12 protein-coding genes are annotated in these 16,595 nt (G+C 69.1%); 11 read left to right on the forward strand and 1 reads right to left on the reverse strand.

Annotated elements, in window-relative coordinates; translation table 11 throughout:
* The first annotated feature begins 129 nt into the window (after window positions 1-129).
* The 7 genes from ACFVYE_RS20130 (at window position 130) to ACFVYE_RS20160 (ending at window position 8,388) form a co-directional block, all read left to right on the forward strand.
* Window positions 130-1,104: a LacI family DNA-binding transcriptional regulator gene (locus tag ACFVYE_RS20130; protein ID WP_383972943.1), complete on the forward strand. Its 975-nt coding sequence runs from the start codon at window positions 130-132 to the stop codon at window positions 1,102-1,104.
* A 129-nt stretch (window positions 1,105-1,233) separates the two neighbouring features.
* Window positions 1,234-2,907 (forward strand): ABC transporter substrate-binding protein, encoded by a 1,674-nt coding sequence (locus ACFVYE_RS20135; RefSeq protein WP_389606658.1) that lies wholly within the window; start codon window positions 1,234-1,236, stop codon window positions 2,905-2,907.
* 20 nt (window positions 2,908-2,927) lie between these two features.
* Window positions 2,928-3,974: an ABC transporter ATP-binding protein gene (locus ACFVYE_RS20140; protein ID WP_383972939.1), complete on the forward strand. Its 1,047-nt coding sequence runs from the start codon at window positions 2,928-2,930 to the stop codon at window positions 3,972-3,974.
* Complete coding sequence (locus tag ACFVYE_RS20145) at window positions 3,971-4,951, forward strand: ABC transporter permease (RefSeq protein ID WP_030971235.1); 981 nt, start codon at window positions 3,971-3,973, stop codon at window positions 4,949-4,951. The genes ACFVYE_RS20140 and ACFVYE_RS20145 overlap by 4 nt, the downstream gene beginning before the upstream one ends.
* Before the next feature lie 3 nt (window positions 4,952-4,954).
* The gene (locus ACFVYE_RS20150) at window positions 4,955-5,929 is read left to right on the forward strand and encodes an ABC transporter permease (RefSeq protein ID WP_383972937.1); all 975 of its coding nucleotides are present in this window, start codon (window positions 4,955-4,957) and stop codon (window positions 5,927-5,929) included.
* Window positions 5,926-6,942: an ABC transporter ATP-binding protein gene (locus tag ACFVYE_RS20155; protein WP_383972935.1), complete on the forward strand. Its 1,017-nt coding sequence runs from the start codon at window positions 5,926-5,928 to the stop codon at window positions 6,940-6,942. Before ACFVYE_RS20150 ends, ACFVYE_RS20155 begins: the two co-directional genes overlap by 4 nt.
* Before the next feature lie 27 nt (window positions 6,943-6,969).
* Window positions 6,970-8,388, forward strand: coding sequence for a GH1 family beta-glucosidase (locus tag ACFVYE_RS20160; RefSeq protein ID WP_389606660.1), 1,419 nt, complete (start codon window positions 6,970-6,972; stop codon window positions 8,386-8,388).
* Between the two features lie 22 nt (window positions 8,389-8,410).
* Here the strand turns inward: ACFVYE_RS20160 and ACFVYE_RS20165 are convergent, their stop codons facing one another.
* Window positions 8,411-8,539: a hypothetical protein gene (locus ACFVYE_RS20165; RefSeq protein WP_389606704.1), complete on the reverse strand. Its 129-nt coding sequence runs from the start codon at window positions 8,537-8,539 to the stop codon at window positions 8,411-8,413.
* Window positions 8,540-8,551: 12 nt separating this feature from the next.
* Between ACFVYE_RS20165 and ACFVYE_RS20170 the strand changes: the two genes are divergently transcribed.
* The 4 genes from ACFVYE_RS20170 (at window position 8,552) to ACFVYE_RS20185 (ending at window position 16,461) form a co-directional block, all read left to right on the forward strand.
* The gene (locus ACFVYE_RS20170) at window positions 8,552-11,638 is read left to right on the forward strand and encodes a glycoside hydrolase family 3 N-terminal domain-containing protein (RefSeq protein WP_383972931.1); all 3,087 of its coding nucleotides are present in this window, start codon (window positions 8,552-8,554) and stop codon (window positions 11,636-11,638) included.
* A gap of 70 nt (window positions 11,639-11,708) precedes the next feature.
* The gene (locus ACFVYE_RS20175) at window positions 11,709-13,079 is read left to right on the forward strand and encodes a hypothetical protein (RefSeq protein ID WP_389606663.1); all 1,371 of its coding nucleotides are present in this window, start codon (window positions 11,709-11,711) and stop codon (window positions 13,077-13,079) included.
* A 164-nt stretch (window positions 13,080-13,243) separates the two neighbouring features.
* Entirely contained in the window at window positions 13,244-15,928 is a 2,685-nt protein-coding gene (locus ACFVYE_RS20180; protein ID WP_383972927.1) for a SpoIIE family protein phosphatase, read from the forward strand.
* Between the two features lie 86 nt (window positions 15,929-16,014).
* The gene (locus ACFVYE_RS20185) at window positions 16,015-16,461 is read left to right on the forward strand and encodes a hypothetical protein (protein WP_383972924.1); all 447 of its coding nucleotides are present in this window, start codon (window positions 16,015-16,017) and stop codon (window positions 16,459-16,461) included.
* Window positions 16,462-16,595 lie beyond the last annotated feature (134 nt).

Genomic DNA, 16,595 nt, shown 5'->3' on the forward strand with positions numbered 1-16,595 from the left:
ATGTCGGTGTGAAGTATTGACGGCAGTGTTCCAGCGCGGTTAACTCACGCCGCAACGCCGGTACCGGTTCCGGAACCGGTTGCGGTACCGGTTTCAGTTCCCCGTCATGCCTTGTCCTGGAGGCCCCCGATGCGTGTCACCATCGCCGATGTCGCCCGCGAGGCCGGCGTCAGCAAGACGACCGTGTCCCGGGTCGTCAACGCCAAGGGCGAAGTGGACGGTTCCACGGCCGCCCGTGTTCGTGAAGTGATCGCACAGCTCGGCTATGTGCCCAGCTCGGGCGCCGTCGGTCTGGCCCGCGGCAGCAGCCGTACGGTCGGGATGCTGGTGCCCTCGCTCACCTGGCCGTGGATGGGTGAAGTGCTGCAGGGGGTCGTCGACACGGTCGAGGCCGCCGACTACGGGCTGCTGCTCTTCACCTGCAACCGTGGAGCCGAGTCCGTGGAGCGCTTCACCAGCCAGGTGTCGGCACGCGCCTTCGACGGGCTGGTGGTCGTCGAACCCGAGAACACCCTCGACCACCTGACCGCACTGCACCGCGGCGGTCTGCCGATCGTGCTCATCGACGACCGCGGCCACCACCCCGAATTCCCCTCCGTCGTGACCACCAACCACGAAGGAGGCGCGTCCGCCGCCCGCCATCTGCTGGCCGCCGGACGCACCAGACCCATGGTCATCACCGGCCCCCAGAACTTCGGCTGCGTGCGCGACCGGCTGAACGGATTCCGTACGGTCCTGCCTACCGATCTCGTCGTCCACGGGGATTTCACCGAACGCAGCGGCCGGCTGGCCGTGGAGCAACTCCTGGCGTCCGGTGCCGAGTTCGACTCGGTCTTCGCGCACAACGACATCAGCGCGGCGGGCGTGCTGCGGGCGTTGCGCGCGGCCGGGCGGGCCGTACCGGACGATATCGCAGTGGTCGGCTTCGACGACATCCCGATGGCCGAGCACACCGAACCGCCGCTGACCACCGTGCGCCAGCCCACCCGGCAGATGGGTGAGACGGCCGCGCGGCTGCTGCTCTCCCACCTCGGCGGCACGGCCGTACCCGATGCACCGGTCGTACTGCCCACCGAACTGGTCGTGCGCCACTCGGCGCCGTAGCAGTCCGGCCGGTTCTCCGGCCGCCTGCGTCCCGCACCACCAGCACCGCCCCGTACCGCCTGTACCCGGCGCGCCGAGCGCTGCCCACTTTCCGGATCTCCCAGACCCGCAGTCCCTCATGGAGTCGCCATGTCCGTACGACGTCATGCCACGCTGAGAGCGCTCTCACTCGCTACCGCCGTGGTCGCGCTCGCCGCCGGTTGCTCGTCCGCCAACTCGGGTGCCAACAAGGGGGGCGGCGCCTCCGGCGTGCTGACCCTGGGCAAGCCGGACGGACCGCAGACCAACAACAGCAACCCGTTCCTGAACACCTCGGCGAGCGCCACGCTCGGCTACCGCTACATGGTCTACGAGCCGCTGGCCATGACGAACCAGATCAAGCCCGCGGACAAGGCGGAGCCGTGGCTGGCGACCGACTGGAAGTGGGAGGACAACTTCACCAAGGTCACCTTCAGCCTCGACCCCAAGGCCAAGTGGGCCGACGGCAAGCCGCTGACCGCCGATGACGTCGCCTACACGTTCAACCTGCTGAAGACGCACTCGGCGCTCAACTGGAACGGCATCCCCTTCGACGGGGTGGCCGTCGAGGGCAAGAAGGTCGTCCTGACCTTCAAGAACTCCCAGTACGTCAACCAGAACAAGATCATCCAGACCTTCATCGTGCCCAAGCACATCTGGGAAGGCGTCAAGGACCCGGAGACCTGGCCCAACCGGAACCCGATCGGCTCCGGCCCGTACAAGCTCAAGACGTTCACCCCGCAGACCACCACGCTGACCGCCACGCCCACGTACTGGAAGGGCGCGACGAAGGTCAAGGAGCTGCGGTACAGCGCGTACAACGACAACAGCGCGGCGACCACGGCGCTGGCGAGCGGCAAGCTCGAGTGGTCGTTCGTCTTCATGCCGAACTACAAGCAGCTGTTCATCAACAAGGACCCCAAGAACCACAAGCTGTGGTTCCCGTCGGGCCTCGGCATCCACGGACTGTGGTTCAACACCGCCCGCAAGCCGTTCGACAACCCGGCGCTGCGCAAGGCCATGGCGATGGTCGTCGACCGCAAGGCGATCTACACCCAGGCCGAGGCGACGCTCTACCCGGAGATCACCAACCCGACCGGTATCCCGCTGCCCGCCGGTGACTCGTTCCTGGCGCCCGAGTACAAGAGCGCCACGACCGCGCCCGATGTGGCCGGTGCCAAGAAGGTTCTCGACGACGCCGGGTTCAAGCTCTCCGGCGGGGTGCTGAAGGACCCGAGCGGCAAGCCGGTCAAGCTCACCTTCACCGACCCGGCCGGCTGGAACGACTACATCACCGGACTCTCCATCATCAAGGACAACATCAAGCAGCTCGGTATCGAGGCGAAGGTCAAGACGCAGACCGCCGAGGCCTGGGGCGCGGACGTCGCCAACGGCAACTTCGACGCCACCCTGCACTGGACCAACAGCGGTGCGACCCCGTACGACATGTACCAGAACATCATGGACGGCGCGATCCTCCAGCCCATCGGCAAGGCCTCCCAGACAGGAAACTTCGGCCGCTTCAAGAGCCCCGAGGCGACCCAGGCGCTCAAGGACTTCGCCAATGCCACCGAGGAGGCCACCCGCACCGCGGCCATGAACAAGCTCCAGAAGATCATGGTCGAGCAGGCGCCGATGATTCCGACGGCCGCCGCTCCCATCGGAGCCGAGTACTCCACGAAGAACTGGGTGGGCTGGCCCACCGAGGCCGACCCGTACGCCCCGCCGCAGCACACCCAGCCCTCCGTGCTGCAGATCGTGCTGAAGCTCAAGCCCTCCAAGTAGTACGGGGAAACGGACCGGCCATGACCACCACCACCGATCAGACCGACGACATCGTGCTCGAAGCACGCGGAGTCACCAAGCACTTCCCCGTCCGCCGCACCGGCCGCGATCTCGTCGCACGCCATCGCCGCACCGTCCACGCCGTCGACGACGTCTCGCTGCAACTGCGGCGCTCCACCGTCACGGCCCTGGTAGGGGAGTCCGGCTCCGGGAAATCCACCGTCGCCCGACTGCTCTCCCAGCTGTATCCGCTCACCGACGGCGAGATCCAGCTGGAGGGCAAGGCGGTGAAGGCAGGCCGTGGCCGGTCCTTCCGCAGTTACGTCCGACAGGTCCAGCTGATCTTCCAGGACCCGTTCGCCTCGCTCAACCCGGTGCACACCGTGCGCTACCACCTCACCCGGTCACTGAAGATCCACGGGCGGGAGGCGACCGGGACCGAGCTCGCCGCACTGCTGGAGCGGGTGCAGCTCACCCCTGCCGCGCAGTACCTCGACAAGTTCCCGCACGAGCTCTCCGGTGGCCAGCGCCAGCGCGTCGCCATCGCCCGTGCGCTCGGCGCCGACCCGAAGGTCCTCCTGGCCGACGAGCCCGTCTCGATGCTCGACGTCTCCATCCGGCTCGGCGTCCTCAACCTGCTGCGGGACCTCAAGGAACGCCTCCATCTGGCGATCCTCTACATCACCCACGACATCGCGTCCGCCCGGTACTTCGCGGACACCACTCTCGTGATGTACGCGGGGAGGATCGTCGAGGGCGGCGACAGCGAGACCGTCACCCAACGCCCCGCCCACCCCTATACGCAGCTGCTCATCGCCTCGGCACCCGACCCGGACCGGGTGGTCGCCGAGGAGGAACAGGAGGAGACCGGCAGTGGCGAACCGCCCTCGCTGATCGCCCCGCCGGCCGGTTGCCGCTTCCACCCGCGCTGCCCGAAGGCGATGGAGCGCTGCCGCACCGAACTGCCGCCGCGCTTCGACCTGGCGGACGGCCAGTGGGCGGCCTGCTGGCTGTACGCGGAAGCCGCGGAAGCCGCCGACGACCACCAGAAGGAGGCTGCGAAGTGAAGTATCTGCTGCAACGGCTCGCCTTTTATCTGGTCACCGCGTGGGCCGCGATCACCATCAACTTCCTGATCCCGCGCCTGATGCCCGGGGACCCGGTCCAGGCGCTCCTCTCCCGCTTCCAGGGCCAGCTGGACACCAGCGCGATCAACTCGCTCACGGCGCTCTTCGGTCTCGACAAACACATGTCGCTCTGGGAGCAGTACACCGACTACTGGTCGCATTTGCTCGACGGCGACCTCGGGCTGTCCTTCACCTTCTTTCCGACGCCGGTCAGCGAGGTGATCAGTCAGTCGCTGCCGTGGACGCTGGCGCTCGTCGGCGTCACCACCCTGATCAGCTTCGCGCTCGGCACCGGCATCGGCGTCTTCACCGGCTGGCGGCGCGGCTCCTGGATGGACAGCCTGCTGCCCGTCACCACGTTCATCTCCGCCATTCCGTACTTCTGGCTGGGACTCATCGCCATCGCGCTGTTCGCCGTGAAGTGGCCGCTCTTCCCGGCCTCGGGCGGATACGACAACGCCCTGGTGCCGGCCTTCGACTGGCCGTTCGTCTCCAGCGCGCTCTACCACGCCGCGCTGCCGGGCCTGACGATCGTGCTCAGCGCAATGGCCGGCTGGATCCTGGGCATGCGGAACATGATGGTGACGGTGTCCAGCGAGGACTACGTCATGGTCGCCCAGGCCAAGGGGCTCTCCGAGCGCCGGGTGATGTTCGGATACGCGGCACGCAACGCGATCCTGCCCAACATCTCCGGCTTCGCCCTCTCCCTGGGCTTCATCGTCGGCGGCACGCTGCTGGTGGAGATGGTCTTCTCCTACCCGGGCATCGGCTACCAGCTCTTCCAGGGTGTGGCTGCCAAGGACTACCCCCTGATGCAGGGCATCTTCCTGATCATCACGCTCTCCGTCCTCGCGGCGAATCTCCTCGCCGACGTGATCTACATGGTCCTCGACCCCCGTACCCGAAGGGAGGCCTAGGACATGGCCGTCACCGCCGCAGAGGTCGCCGTGCTCGACGCGACCGAGACCCCGGCGCCCAGTAAGCGCAGATTCCGCTTCCTGCGCGGCCGCAAGACCGTCGTCGGGCTCGGGATCCTGCTCTTCTTCGTCGTGATCGCCGTCATCGGGCCGTGGATCGCTCCGTACGACCCGGACACCATGAGCAACGAGCTGCTCCAACCGCCTTCCGGCGCACACTGGTTCGGCACCACACAGACCGGACAGGACGTGCTCTCGCAGATCCTCGTCGGCACCCGCGGCGTCCTGGTCGTCGGTTTCGTCGCCGGCATCTTCGCGACGATCCTGTCCGTACTGATCGGCGTCAGCGCCGGCTTCCTCGGCGGCACGGCCGACGAGCTGCTCTCGGTGCTCTCCAATGTCTTCCTGGTCATTCCGGGGCTGCCGCTGATCATCATCATCGCCAGTCTCGTCTCCGACACGGGCGACCTCCTGATCGCCACCGTCATCGCCCTCACCTCGTGGGCCTGGGGCGCACGTGTCCTGCGCGCCCAGACGCTGTCGCTGCGCCGCAGGGACTACGTAGAAGCGGCCCGCGCCACCGGCGAGTCGACCTGGCGGATCATCCTCTTCGAAGTCCTGCCGAACCTGACGGCCGTCATCGCGTCCGGTTTCGTCGGCACGGTGATCTTCGCGATCCTGTCCGAGATCACCCTCGCCTTCATCGGCGTCGCCGACATCTCCAACTGGAACTGGGGGACCGTCCTGTTCTGGGCGCAGTCCAATCAGGCGCTGGCACAGGGCGCGTGGTGGTGGTTTGTTCCGGCCGGGCTCTGCATCGCCCTGCTCGGCATGTCGCTCGCCCTGATCAACTTCGGCATCGACGAGTTCGTCAATCCCCGGCTGCGCACGGAGACCGGCGCATCCAGGGAGGTCCGGATGCGGGTCGGCTTCACACCCGTGGCACGCGGTACGCACGACAAGGAGACCCGCTCATGAGCAGCGAGCCCGTCCTCACCATCCGCGGTCTGAACGTGGACTACGGGACCGGGGACGACGCCGTGCACGCGCTGCGCGACATCGACCTCACCCTCCACCGGGGCGAAGTCCTCGGCCTGGCAGGCGAGTCCGGGTCGGGCAAGTCGACGCTCGCGTACGCCGTCACCCGGCTGCTGTCGCCGCCCGGGGTGATCACCGGCGGCGAGGTCCACTACCACCAGCGGGACGGCGAAGCGCTCGACCTGCTGACCCTGTCGGCTCCCGAGCTGAGGGCCTTTCGCTGGCAGGAGCTGTCCATCGTCTTCCAGGGGGCGATGAACTCGCTCAACCCGGTGCACACGGTCCACAGCCAGCTCACCGATGTACTCCAGGCGCACCGCCCGGAAATGAAACGGCCCGAACGGACGGCCCGCGCGAAGGAGTTGCTGGCCCTCGTCGGCATCTCGTCCGACCGCCTCGCCGCCTACCCGCACCAGCTCTCCGGCGGGATGCGCCAGCGCGTGATGATCGCGATGGCGCTGGCGCTGGAGCCCGAGATCGTCATCATGGACGAGCCGACGACGGCCCTGGACGTCGTCATGCAGCGCCAGATCCTGCGCCAACTGGTCAGGCTCCGTGAGGAGCTGGGCTTCTCGGTCGTCTTCATCACTCATGACATCTCGCTGCTGATCGAGTTCTCGGACCGGATCGCGATCATGTACGGCGGCCGAATCGTCGAGGAGGCCGGGGCCTCCGTGATCTACCAGGCCCCCCGCCACCCCTACAGCGAAGGCCTGCTGCATTCCTTCCCCGCTCTGCACGGCCCCCGCCGCGAACTCACCGGCATCCCCGGCTCGCCCCCGCATCTGTCCGCGATGCCGACGGGCTGCGCCTTCCACCCCCGCTGCGGCAAGGCGCTCGACGCCTGCACCACCCATGTCCCGGAGCTCGCCGTACCGGACGGGGACGACTCGCGCTCGGTGGCCTGCTGGCTCCACCGGCAGGCTCCGGCCACCGCGGCACCCCGCTCGTAGCGACCCCTCGCACACCACAGGAGAACCATGAACATCGTCACCCCTCAGGGATACGCGCGCGAGATCGCCGCCGAGGCCGTCCCCGGCCTGCCCGCCGACTTCCGCTGGGGCGTCGCCACCGCCGCCTACCAGATCGAGGGAGCGGCCGCCGAGGACGGCCGGACCCCGTCCATCTGGGACACGTACTGCAGGGTGCCGGGCATGGTCGTCCGCGGCGAGAACGGCGATGTGGCCTGCGACCACTACCACCGGATGCCCGAGGACGTGCAGCTGATCGCGGACCTGGGCGTCGACACGTACCGGTTCTCGCTCGCCTGGCCGCGGATCCAGCCGGGCGGGCGGGGGCCGGCCAACGCGAAGGGGCTGGACTTCTACAAGCGTCTGGTCGACGAGCTGGAGTCCAAGGGCATCACACCCTGGATCACCCTCTATCACTGGGACCTCCCGCAGGAGCTGGAGGACGCGGGCGGCTGGCCGGCCCGTGACACGGCCTACCGCTTCGCCGAGTACGCCGCCCTCGCCTACGACGCGCTCGGCGACCGGGTGAAGCACTGGACGACGCTGAACGAGCCCTGGTGCTCGGCCATGCTCGGTTACGCGTACGGCAACCAGGCCCCAGGCCGGAAGAACTTCGGTGACGCGATCCGCGCCGTCCACCATCTGCTCCTCGGTCACGGCCTCGCCTCGCAGCACATCCGCGAGACGGCCGCCGCCCGCGGCAACGAGCTCGAACTCGGCATCACGCTCAACCTCGGCACCGCCACCCCCGAGACCGACAGCCACGAGGACGCCGAGGCCTGCCGCCGCGCCGACGGGCTCGGCCGCCGCCTCTACCTGGACCCGGTCGTCAAGGGCGTCTACCCCGAGGACGTCATCGCCGAACTCGCCCTGCAGAACGTCGAACTCCCCGTGCAGGAAGGCGACTTGACCGTCATCTCCACCCCGATCGACATCCTCGGCGTCAACTTCTATCGCGGCACGCTCTTCTCCGGCGTCACGGAGGAGGGCTCCCCGGTGGGTGCCGACGGTCTGCCCGTCACCCGTGGCGTGGAGCGCGACCTGCCGCGTACCGCCATGGACTGGGAGATCACCCCCACCGCCCTCACGGACCTGCTGGTGCGCCTGGAGAAGGAGTACGGCGTCCCGACGGTCATCACCGAGAACGGTGCCGCGTTCGACGACACCGTTTCCGAGGACGGGCAGATCCACGACGCCGACCGCACCACCTACCTCGCCGACCACATCGCCGCCGTCGCCGCGGCGCGCGCCCAAGGGGCCGATGTCCGGGGCTACTTCGCCTGGTCGCTGATGGACAACTTCGAATGGTCCTACGGCTACGACAAGCGGTTCGGCATCGTCCGCGTCGACTACGACACACAGGAGCGGACGCTCAAGGACAGCGCCAAGTGGTACCGCGAAACGATCCGCCACACCCGCAACGCGTAGCTGCGCAGCGCACAGCCGCGCCCTACTGGGGTCTCCCGCAGTCCAGCGTCGACCGCATCGCGCAGGGCGGCGTCCAGGCGGAGATCGACTGGGTGCGGGTGGAGCAGAAGAAGTAGCCGAGCAGGAAGCAGTACCGCAGCCGCAAGAGCACGAAGGAGCCGCAATGCCACCACGCATACGCCCGCGCACACGCCATCGGGCAAGACCCACAACGGCCGCACTCGCCGCCGTCACCGTCGTCGCCGGCCTGCTCGCCGGAGCCGTCCCCAGCGCTGCCGCGGCCGACGACCCGGCGCCCGTGTCCGTCGACCGGTTCGAGGGCGAGGTCCCGTTCGCCAACCAGCCCGCCGACGGAATCTTCACCTGGGGCGGCGATTCGGACGACCCGCCCACCTTGGCCCTGAAGGGCCGCGCCGACGCTCCCGAGGGCGCCAAGGTCCTCGAAGGCACGTACAACATCAGCGGGTACGGCGGCCTCAGCCATGACTTCGCAGCCGACCAGCCGGCCCACGACTGGTCGGCCCACAAGGGCATCCGCTTCTGGTGGTACGGCCAGAACACCGCACCCCTGCCGCCCGGTTCGGGCAAGAGGATCAACTTCGAGATCAAGGACGGCGGCGCGGGCGGCGAGTCGTCCGAGCTGTGGACGACGTCCTTCACCGACGACTGGGAGGGCTGGCACCAGGTCGAGATCCCCTTCACCGACTTCACCTACCGCACCGACTACCAGCCCGTCGGCGGCATCGACCAGGTCCTCGGCCTCGACCGGATGTGGGGCTACGCCCTCACGCTGCCGACCGGCGCCCCCGGCTCGTTCGCCATGGACGGTGTGGAGCTGTACGGGAAGGCCGACGCCGCCCTGAAGGCGAGCGTCGTCACGGACGCGGCCGTCCACACGGTCAAGGAGGGCGGCACCGCCGACATCGATGTCTCCGTCGCCACCACGGGCTCCGTACCGATCGAGGAACCCGTCACCGTCGCGTACGAGACCAAGGGCGGCAGCGCCGAGCCCGGCAAGGACTACACGCCGGTCACCGGCACGTACACCTTCCCGGCAGGCACCGCATCCGGGACCTCGCACCGGATCTCGGTGGCCACCAGGAAGGACGGCGCAGCCGAGTCCGCCGAGACGATCCCGCTCGAACTCACCGTCACCGGCGCCAAGCCGCCCAAGGAGAACCCGCAGGTCGTCATCGACGCCCACGGGCTGCCGTACCTCGACCCGAAGCTCCCGGTGAAGAAGCGCGTCGCCGACCTGCTCTCCCGGATGTCGCCGGCCGAGAAGGCCGGCCAGATGACGCAGGCCGAGCGCAACGCACTGAAGTCGCAGGGTGACATCGCCACGTACGACCTCGGCTCGCTGCTCTCCGGCGGCGGCTCCGTCCCGACGCCGAACACACCCGAGGCGTGGGCGAAGATGGTCGACGCCTACCAACTCCGGGCGCAGGCAACCCGCTTCCAGATCCCGCTGATCTACGGCGTGGACGCGGTGCACGGGCACAACAACGTCATCGGCTCGACGATCATGCCGCACAACATCGGCATCGGTGCCGGCCGCGACCCGAAGCTCGCCGAGAAGACCGGTGCGGTCACTGCGAGCGAGGTCCGCGCCACGGGCATCCCGTGGGACTTCGCCCCCTGCCTCTGTGTGACCCGCGACGAACGCTGGGGCCGCTCCTACGAAGCCTTCGGCGAGGACCCGGCGCTGGTCGAGTCGATGGAGACGGTCATCCAGGGCATGCAGGGCGCGGCGTCCGGCAAGGACCTGGACCGCAATGACAAGGTGCTGGCCACCGCCAAGCACTATGTCGGCGACGGGGGAACGGAGTTCGGCTCCTCCACCACCGGCTCGTACACCATCGACCAGGGCGTCACCAAGGTCACCCGGCAGGAGCTCGAAGCCGTCCACCTCGCTCCGTTCGGCGAGGCGGTCAAGCGCGGCATCGGCACGGTCATGCCGTCGTACTCCTCGCTCGACATCCTCGGTGACGACCAGGGCCCCGTGAAGATGCACGCCAATGCCGAGATGATCAACGGCGTGCTCAAGGACCGGATGGGCTTCGAGGGCTTCGTCATCAGCGACTGGCAGGCCATCGACCAGATCCCCGGCGACTACGCGAGCGATGTCCGCACGTCCATCAATGCCGGACTCGACATGATCATGGTGCCGACCGCGTACCAGGACTTCACGAAGACGCTCCAGGACGAGGTCACCGCGGGCCGCGTCAGCCAGGCCCGGATCGACGACGCGGTCTCCCGCATCCTGACCCAGAAGTTCCGCCTCGGCCTCTTCGAGAAGCCGTACGCGGACACCTCCGGCCTCGACAAGGTCGGATCGGCCGAACACCGCGCCGTGGCCCGCGAGGCCGCCGCCAAGTCGCAGGTGCTGCTGAAGAACGACGGTGCGGCGCTGCCCCTGAAGCCATCGCAGAAGGTATACGTCGCCGGGTCCGACGCCGATGACCTCGGCAACCAGGCCGGTGGCTGGACCGTCAGCTGGCAGGGCTCGTCCGGGAAGATCACCACGGGTACGACGATCCTGGACGGCATCAAGAAGGACGCCACCACCTCGGTCATGTACTCCAAGGACGCATCGGCCGCCACGGACGGCTACGACGTCGGTGTCGTGGTGGTCGGCGAAACCCCGTACGCCGAAGGCATCGGTGACGTCGGCAACGGCAACGACCTGGAGCTGACCGCCGCCGACAAGGCCGCGATCGACAAGGTCTGTGCCGCGATGAAGTGCGCGGTCCTGGTGGTCTCCGGCCGCCCGCAGCTGATCGGCGACCGGCTCGGCGACATCGACGCACTGGTGGCCTCTTGGCTGCCGGGCACCGAGGGCGACGGCGTGGCCGACGTGCTGTACGGGAAGCGCGCATTCACCGGACAGCTGCCGGTCACCTGGCCGAAGTCCGAGTCCCAGCTGCCGATCAACGTGGGCGACACCAACTACGACCCGCAGTTCCCGTACGGCTGGGGGCTGACCACCCTGCAAAAGCCCCCGGCGGGCGGCGAGCCGACCCTCTCCGCACTTGCGGTCGCCGCGCAGATCGCGGAGAAGGCCCACCTCGGAAAGACGGCGGGAGGCAGGGCAATCGTCGACCGGGCCCGGCTTCTGGTCCAGCAGAAGACCGGCGGGAAGCTGACCGCCGCGGTGTCCAAGCCGTTCGCCGACGCGGACCATCTGCTGCTCACCGGCGATCTCACCGGTGCGGTGGCGAAGCTGAAGGAGGCATACCGGGCCGCGTAGTCCCGTGAAGACGAAGCAGGCCCAGGTGGGTGGTGGCGCACAAGCCGCCCACCTGGGTTAGCTTCGATATATGCGGAACAGGCTGTTCCCGACCTTGTTGGCCGGCCTGCTGCTGATTCTGTCGGTGGCCGTGCTCGCCATGGCACCCGCTGCGCCCACAGCGGTCGGTGCATCCACCATCAATGATGTCGCGCAGGCGCTGCGCAAGAGCCCGGTGTATGTCGACCCGGCCGCCGCCGACCAGCTCTCCCCGGGCCAGGCGGCCACCCTGACGAAGAAGATCAAGGACGCCGACAAGCCGGTGTTCGTGGCGGTGCTGCCGCGGACCTCGGCGTTCCCCGAGCAGAATCTGCTCACCACCCTGCGCACCGACACCGGCATCACCGGCGTCTACGCGGTCCGCCTCGGCAACGGGTTCAACGCGGGCGCCGACCCCCGGGTGATGTCCACCCGAGCGGTCCAGAACCTCACCGCCGCCGTGAAGGCACCCGGCACGGACACCGACGCCGCGACGCAGCTGAACGCCTTCGTCGACCGGGCCGTCGAACAGGCCCGGGGCAGCGCCCCCGCCTCCTGGGGCGGCTCCTCCGCGGGCGACGGGTCATCGTCCACCGTCGGCCTGATCACGGTCGGCGCGATCCTGGTGCTGGGCGGCGGCACGGCCTACACGATCTTCCGGCGCAACCGGAAGCGCAAGGAGACCGAGGAGCGGGCCGCACTCGACAAGCTCCGGGTCGTCGTGGACGAGGACATCACCGCGTACGGCGAGACCCTGGACCGGCTCGACTTCCACCCCGCCGAGCCGGGCGCCGACGACAGCATGCGCGCCGACTACGAGCGGGCACTCGACTCGTACGAGAGCGCCAAAACCCGCATGTCCAAGGCGCAGCACCCGTCCGACGTGCGCGGGGTCACCCAGGCCCTGGAGGACGGCCGCTTCTCCCTCGCCGTCCTGGAGGCCCGCCGCAAAGGCGGTGAACCGCCTGCCCGCCGCCCGCCGTGCTTCTTCGACCCGCGCCACGGCCCCTCGGTCGCCGACGTCCGGTGGTCCCCGTCCGGCGGATCGACCCGTGAGGTCCCGGTCTGCGCGGCGGACGAGATCCGGGTGCGCGAGGGCGAGGAGCCGCTCGGCCGCACCGTCGAGACGGGCGACGGCCGACGCCGCCCGTACTGGGAGGCGGGCCCGGCGTACGGCCCCTGGGCGGGCGGCTACTTCGGCGGCGGTCTGCTCCCCGGCCTGCTGGTCGGCACACTGCTCGGCTCGGCGCTGTCGAGCCCGGCGTACGCGGCAGAGTACGGCGGCGGTGACTTCGGCTCCGGCGGCGACTGGAACGGCGGGGACTTCTCCGGCTCCGACTTCGACTCTTCGGGCTTCGACGGCGGAGGTTTCGGCGGCGGCGACCTCGGAGGCGGCGGCGGATTCGACGGAGGCGGGTTCTGAGCCGCTGACCGGCGATCTCTCGGGTGGGTGCGATTCATGCTAGACCTGAAGTTATGTCTGGTATCGGCCGATTCTGGGCGAGGCTGCGACGCCCCGTCCGGCGATCACATCGGCACGATGGGGGGCGCTCGGGCCAAGCCACCCCCGCGCCGCCCGGCCGGGACATGAACCACCGTTCCCCGGGTCGTGAACTGCTGTCCCTGTTCAGCCTGCGCACCGTGGCCGGCCAGGTCTTCTGCTTCGTGCTCGGGCTCGTACTCCTGCTCATCGCCGGCGGCGCGACCGCGCTGGTGCTGCAGGGCCGCAGCGACAGCCTGCAAGAGGCCCGGTTGCGCACACTGAGCGTGGCCGAGACGTTCGCCCACTCGCCCGGGATCGCACCGGCGCTGGACAGCAAGAACCCCACCGCCATTCTGCAGCCACGCGCGGAGCAGGTCCGCCGAGCGACACATGTCGATTACGTCGTCGTGGCCAGCCCCCAGGGCATCCGCTACACCCACCCCGACCCCGCGCTGATCGGCAAGCACCTCATCGGCCCGTACAAGGAGGCGCTGGCCGGCAAAGGCTTCACCCGGAGCTTCTCCGGCAGCCAGGGGCCGTCGATCAACTCGGTGGTGCCCGTCAACCGGCTCGACGGTTCGGTCGCCGGCCTGGTGTCCGTCGGGCTCACCGACAACTCGGTGAACAGCGTGGCCGACCGGTCCATCTCGTTCAGCGTCGCGGCCGGGGTGGCCGCCCTGGCGATCACCACGGGCGGGGCGGCGCTCGTGAGCAAACGGCTGCGCCGCCAGACACACGGGCTCGGACCCGCCGAGATGACCCGGATGTACGAGCACCATGACGCGGTGCTGCACGCGGTCCGCGAGGCCGTCCTCATCATCGGGGCCGACCACCGGCTGACGCTCGCCAACGACGAGGCTCGCAGACTGCTCGCCCTTCCCTCGGACGCCGAGGGCCGCGTGGTGGCTGACCTCGGACTGGACCCCGAGACCACGGAACTGCTCGCCTCCGGCCGGACCGTCACGGACGAGGTGCTGCGTGTCGGCAACCGTCTGCTGGCCGTCAACCTCCGGCCGGCGGGCGCGGGTGGCGGGCCGCCTGCCACCGTGGCGACCCTGCGGGACACCACCGAGCTCCGCAAGATCACAGGCAAGGCGGAACTCGTCCACGAACGCCTGCTGCTCCTCTACGAGGCCGGAGCCCGGATCGGCACCACCCTCGACGTCACCCGGACGGCCCAGGAGCTGGCGGATGTGGCGACCCCCGGATTCGCCGACGTCACGAGCGTCGACCTCGCCGATCTCGCGCTCCCCGGGGAGGAACCGACCACGCCGGACAGCGCCCCGCTGGACATGCGCCGTATCGCCATCGCCGCCTCGGACCCTGACCAGCCCCTGTACTCGATCGGCCGACTGGTCGGATTCGTTCCCTCCAGGATCGGGGCCATGCGCGTGAACATCGACGAGGTCGGGCTGGGGCCCGAGGTGATCACACAGCTGGGATGGCGGCACTGGGACCCCGCGCGGGCCTCGAAGATCCTGGACTACGGCTTCCACTCGGTGCTCTCCGTACCGCTGCACGCACGCGGCGTCGTCCTTGGCCTGGCCAACTTCTGGCGCGCGGGCAATCCCGACCCGTTCGACGAGGACGACCAGTCCTTCGCCGAGGAACTGGTGGCCCGGGCGGCCGTCAGCGTGGACAACGCCCGCAGGTACACACGCGAGCACGAAATGGCCGTGACGCTGCAACGCAGCCTGCTGCCGCGCGATCTGCCCGAGCTGAACGCCCTTGACGTGGCCCACCGCTATCTGCCGGCGCGGGCCGAGGTGGGCGGCGACTGGTTCGACATGATCCCGCTGTCCGGTGCCCGGGTCGCACTGGTCGTCGGCGACGTGGTCGGACACGGGCTGCACGCCGCCGCAACCATGGGGCGGCTGCGCACCAGCATCCACAACTTCTCCGCGCTGGACTTCGCGCCCGACGAACTCCTCGGACATCTCGACGAACTGGTCGGCCGGATCGACCAGGACGAGGCGGCCGGCGGCGGTGGCGGCGAGATCGCCGGAGCCGGCTGCCTGTACGCGATCTACGACGCGGTTTCCGGGAACTGCTCGGTGGCCCGGGCAGGCCACCCCGGGCCCGTGCTGGTCCTCCCCGACGGCAGCGTCGAAGTTCCCGAGGTTCCGGTCGGCCTGCCCCTCGGTGTCGGTGGCATGCCCTTCGAGGCGGCCGAGTTCCACGTACCCGAAGGGAGCCGTCTGGTCCTCTACACGGACGGTCTCGTCGAGAGCCGCGACCGGGACATCGACGCCGGCCTGGAGCTGCTGCGCGCCACTCTCGCCGGTCGCGACCGGACACCGGAGGAGACCTGCGACGACGTGCTCGACGCGATGCTGTCCGGGCCGCCGACCGACGACGTCGCCCTCCTTGTGGCCCGCACCCGCACGCTCGATCCGAACCAGGTCGCGCAATGGGCCGTGGCCACCGATCCGGCGGCTGTCGCCGGCGTCCGCAAGAACGTCGCCCAGTGGCTCACCGAGCGTGGCCTGGACGAGGAGGCGTTCACCACCGAGCTGATCCTGAGCGAACTGGTCACCAACGCGGTGCGCTACGGCACAGGACCGATCGAGGTCCGCCTGCTGTACGACCGCAACCTGATCTGCGAGGTGTCCGACACCAGCAACACCTCACCGCATCTGCGCTACGCGGCGACGACGGACGAGGGGGGCCGGGGCCTGTTCCTCGTCGCCCAGTTCGCCGAACGCTGGGGCACGCGTTACACCGAGACGGGCAAGGTGATCTGGTCGGAGCAGACGGTCGGCGAATCGGAGACGGAGGACGACGACTGAAGCGCGTGTCGCCCGGAGTGCCGACGGAGAGCCGTCGTGACACGCTGAAACGGGGGATCACGGCTACGTCACCCAAGGAGATCGAAATGGCCAGTGACACCACCGGACCCGGACCGAGCCGCACGAAGCCGAGCCCCACGCACGCGCCCGCATCCGGCACGACAGTCCTGGCAGCAGTCCTGATGCTCCTCGGCGGAGCGATGGCGATCTTCGAGGGGATCGCGGCCATCGCGAAGGACCGCCTGTTCGCCGTGACGCGCCACTACGTGTTCGAGTTCAACCTGACGGGCTGGGGCTGGGTCCACCTCATTCTGGGCATCGCCCTCGTCCTCGCCGGCTGCGCCGTATTCACCGGAGCCCTGTGGGCGCGCTTCTTCGGTGTCGCCGTGGCCGGCCTGGGCGCGATCGCCAACTTCCTGTGGCTGCCGTTCTACCCCTTGTGGGCCATGGTGCTGATCGTCGTCAACATCCTCGTCATCTGGGCGCTGTGCATGGGCATGCACCGAGAAGCGGACGCCGGCCTGACTGTCTGACCCACACGTGCCCGGGGCCAGGGTCTGAGGGCCGTGGAGAGTTCTGTCCGCAACTGCTCGTACGCCGGAGCCAGTTGGCGTAGCCCCGCCTCCAGGGTCCGGTCGTCCCCGGTGACGAGCGGGTGTCGCAGGCC

The organism is Streptomyces sp. NPDC058239 (genome assembly GCF_042882185.1).
Classification (GTDB): Bacteria; Actinomycetota; Actinomycetes; order Streptomycetales; family Streptomycetaceae; genus Streptomyces.

Coding starts and splice junctions, on each gene's coding strand:
- ACFVYE_RS20130 (WP_383972943.1), top strand. CDS start 130: ATGCGTGTCACCATCGCCGATGTCGCCCGCGAGGCCGGCGTCAGCAAG.
- ACFVYE_RS20135 (WP_389606658.1), top strand. CDS start 1,234: ATGTCCGTACGACGTCATGCCACGCTGAGAGCGCTCTCACTCGCTACC.
- ACFVYE_RS20140 (WP_383972939.1), top strand. CDS start 2,928: ATGACCACCACCACCGATCAGACCGACGACATCGTGCTCGAAGCACGC.
- ACFVYE_RS20150 (WP_383972937.1), top strand. CDS start 4,955: ATGGCCGTCACCGCCGCAGAGGTCGCCGTGCTCGACGCGACCGAGACC.
- ACFVYE_RS20155 (WP_383972935.1), top strand. CDS start 5,926: ATGAGCAGCGAGCCCGTCCTCACCATCCGCGGTCTGAACGTGGACTAC.
- ACFVYE_RS20160 (WP_389606660.1), top strand. CDS start 6,970: ATGAACATCGTCACCCCTCAGGGATACGCGCGCGAGATCGCCGCCGAG.
- ACFVYE_RS20170 (WP_383972931.1), top strand. CDS start 8,552: ATGCCACCACGCATACGCCCGCGCACACGCCATCGGGCAAGACCCACA.
- ACFVYE_RS20175 (WP_389606663.1), top strand. CDS start 11,709: ATGCGGAACAGGCTGTTCCCGACCTTGTTGGCCGGCCTGCTGCTGATT.
- ACFVYE_RS20180 (WP_383972927.1), top strand. CDS start 13,244: ATGAACCACCGTTCCCCGGGTCGTGAACTGCTGTCCCTGTTCAGCCTG.
- ACFVYE_RS20185 (WP_383972924.1), top strand. CDS start 16,015: ATGGCCAGTGACACCACCGGACCCGGACCGAGCCGCACGAAGCCGAGC.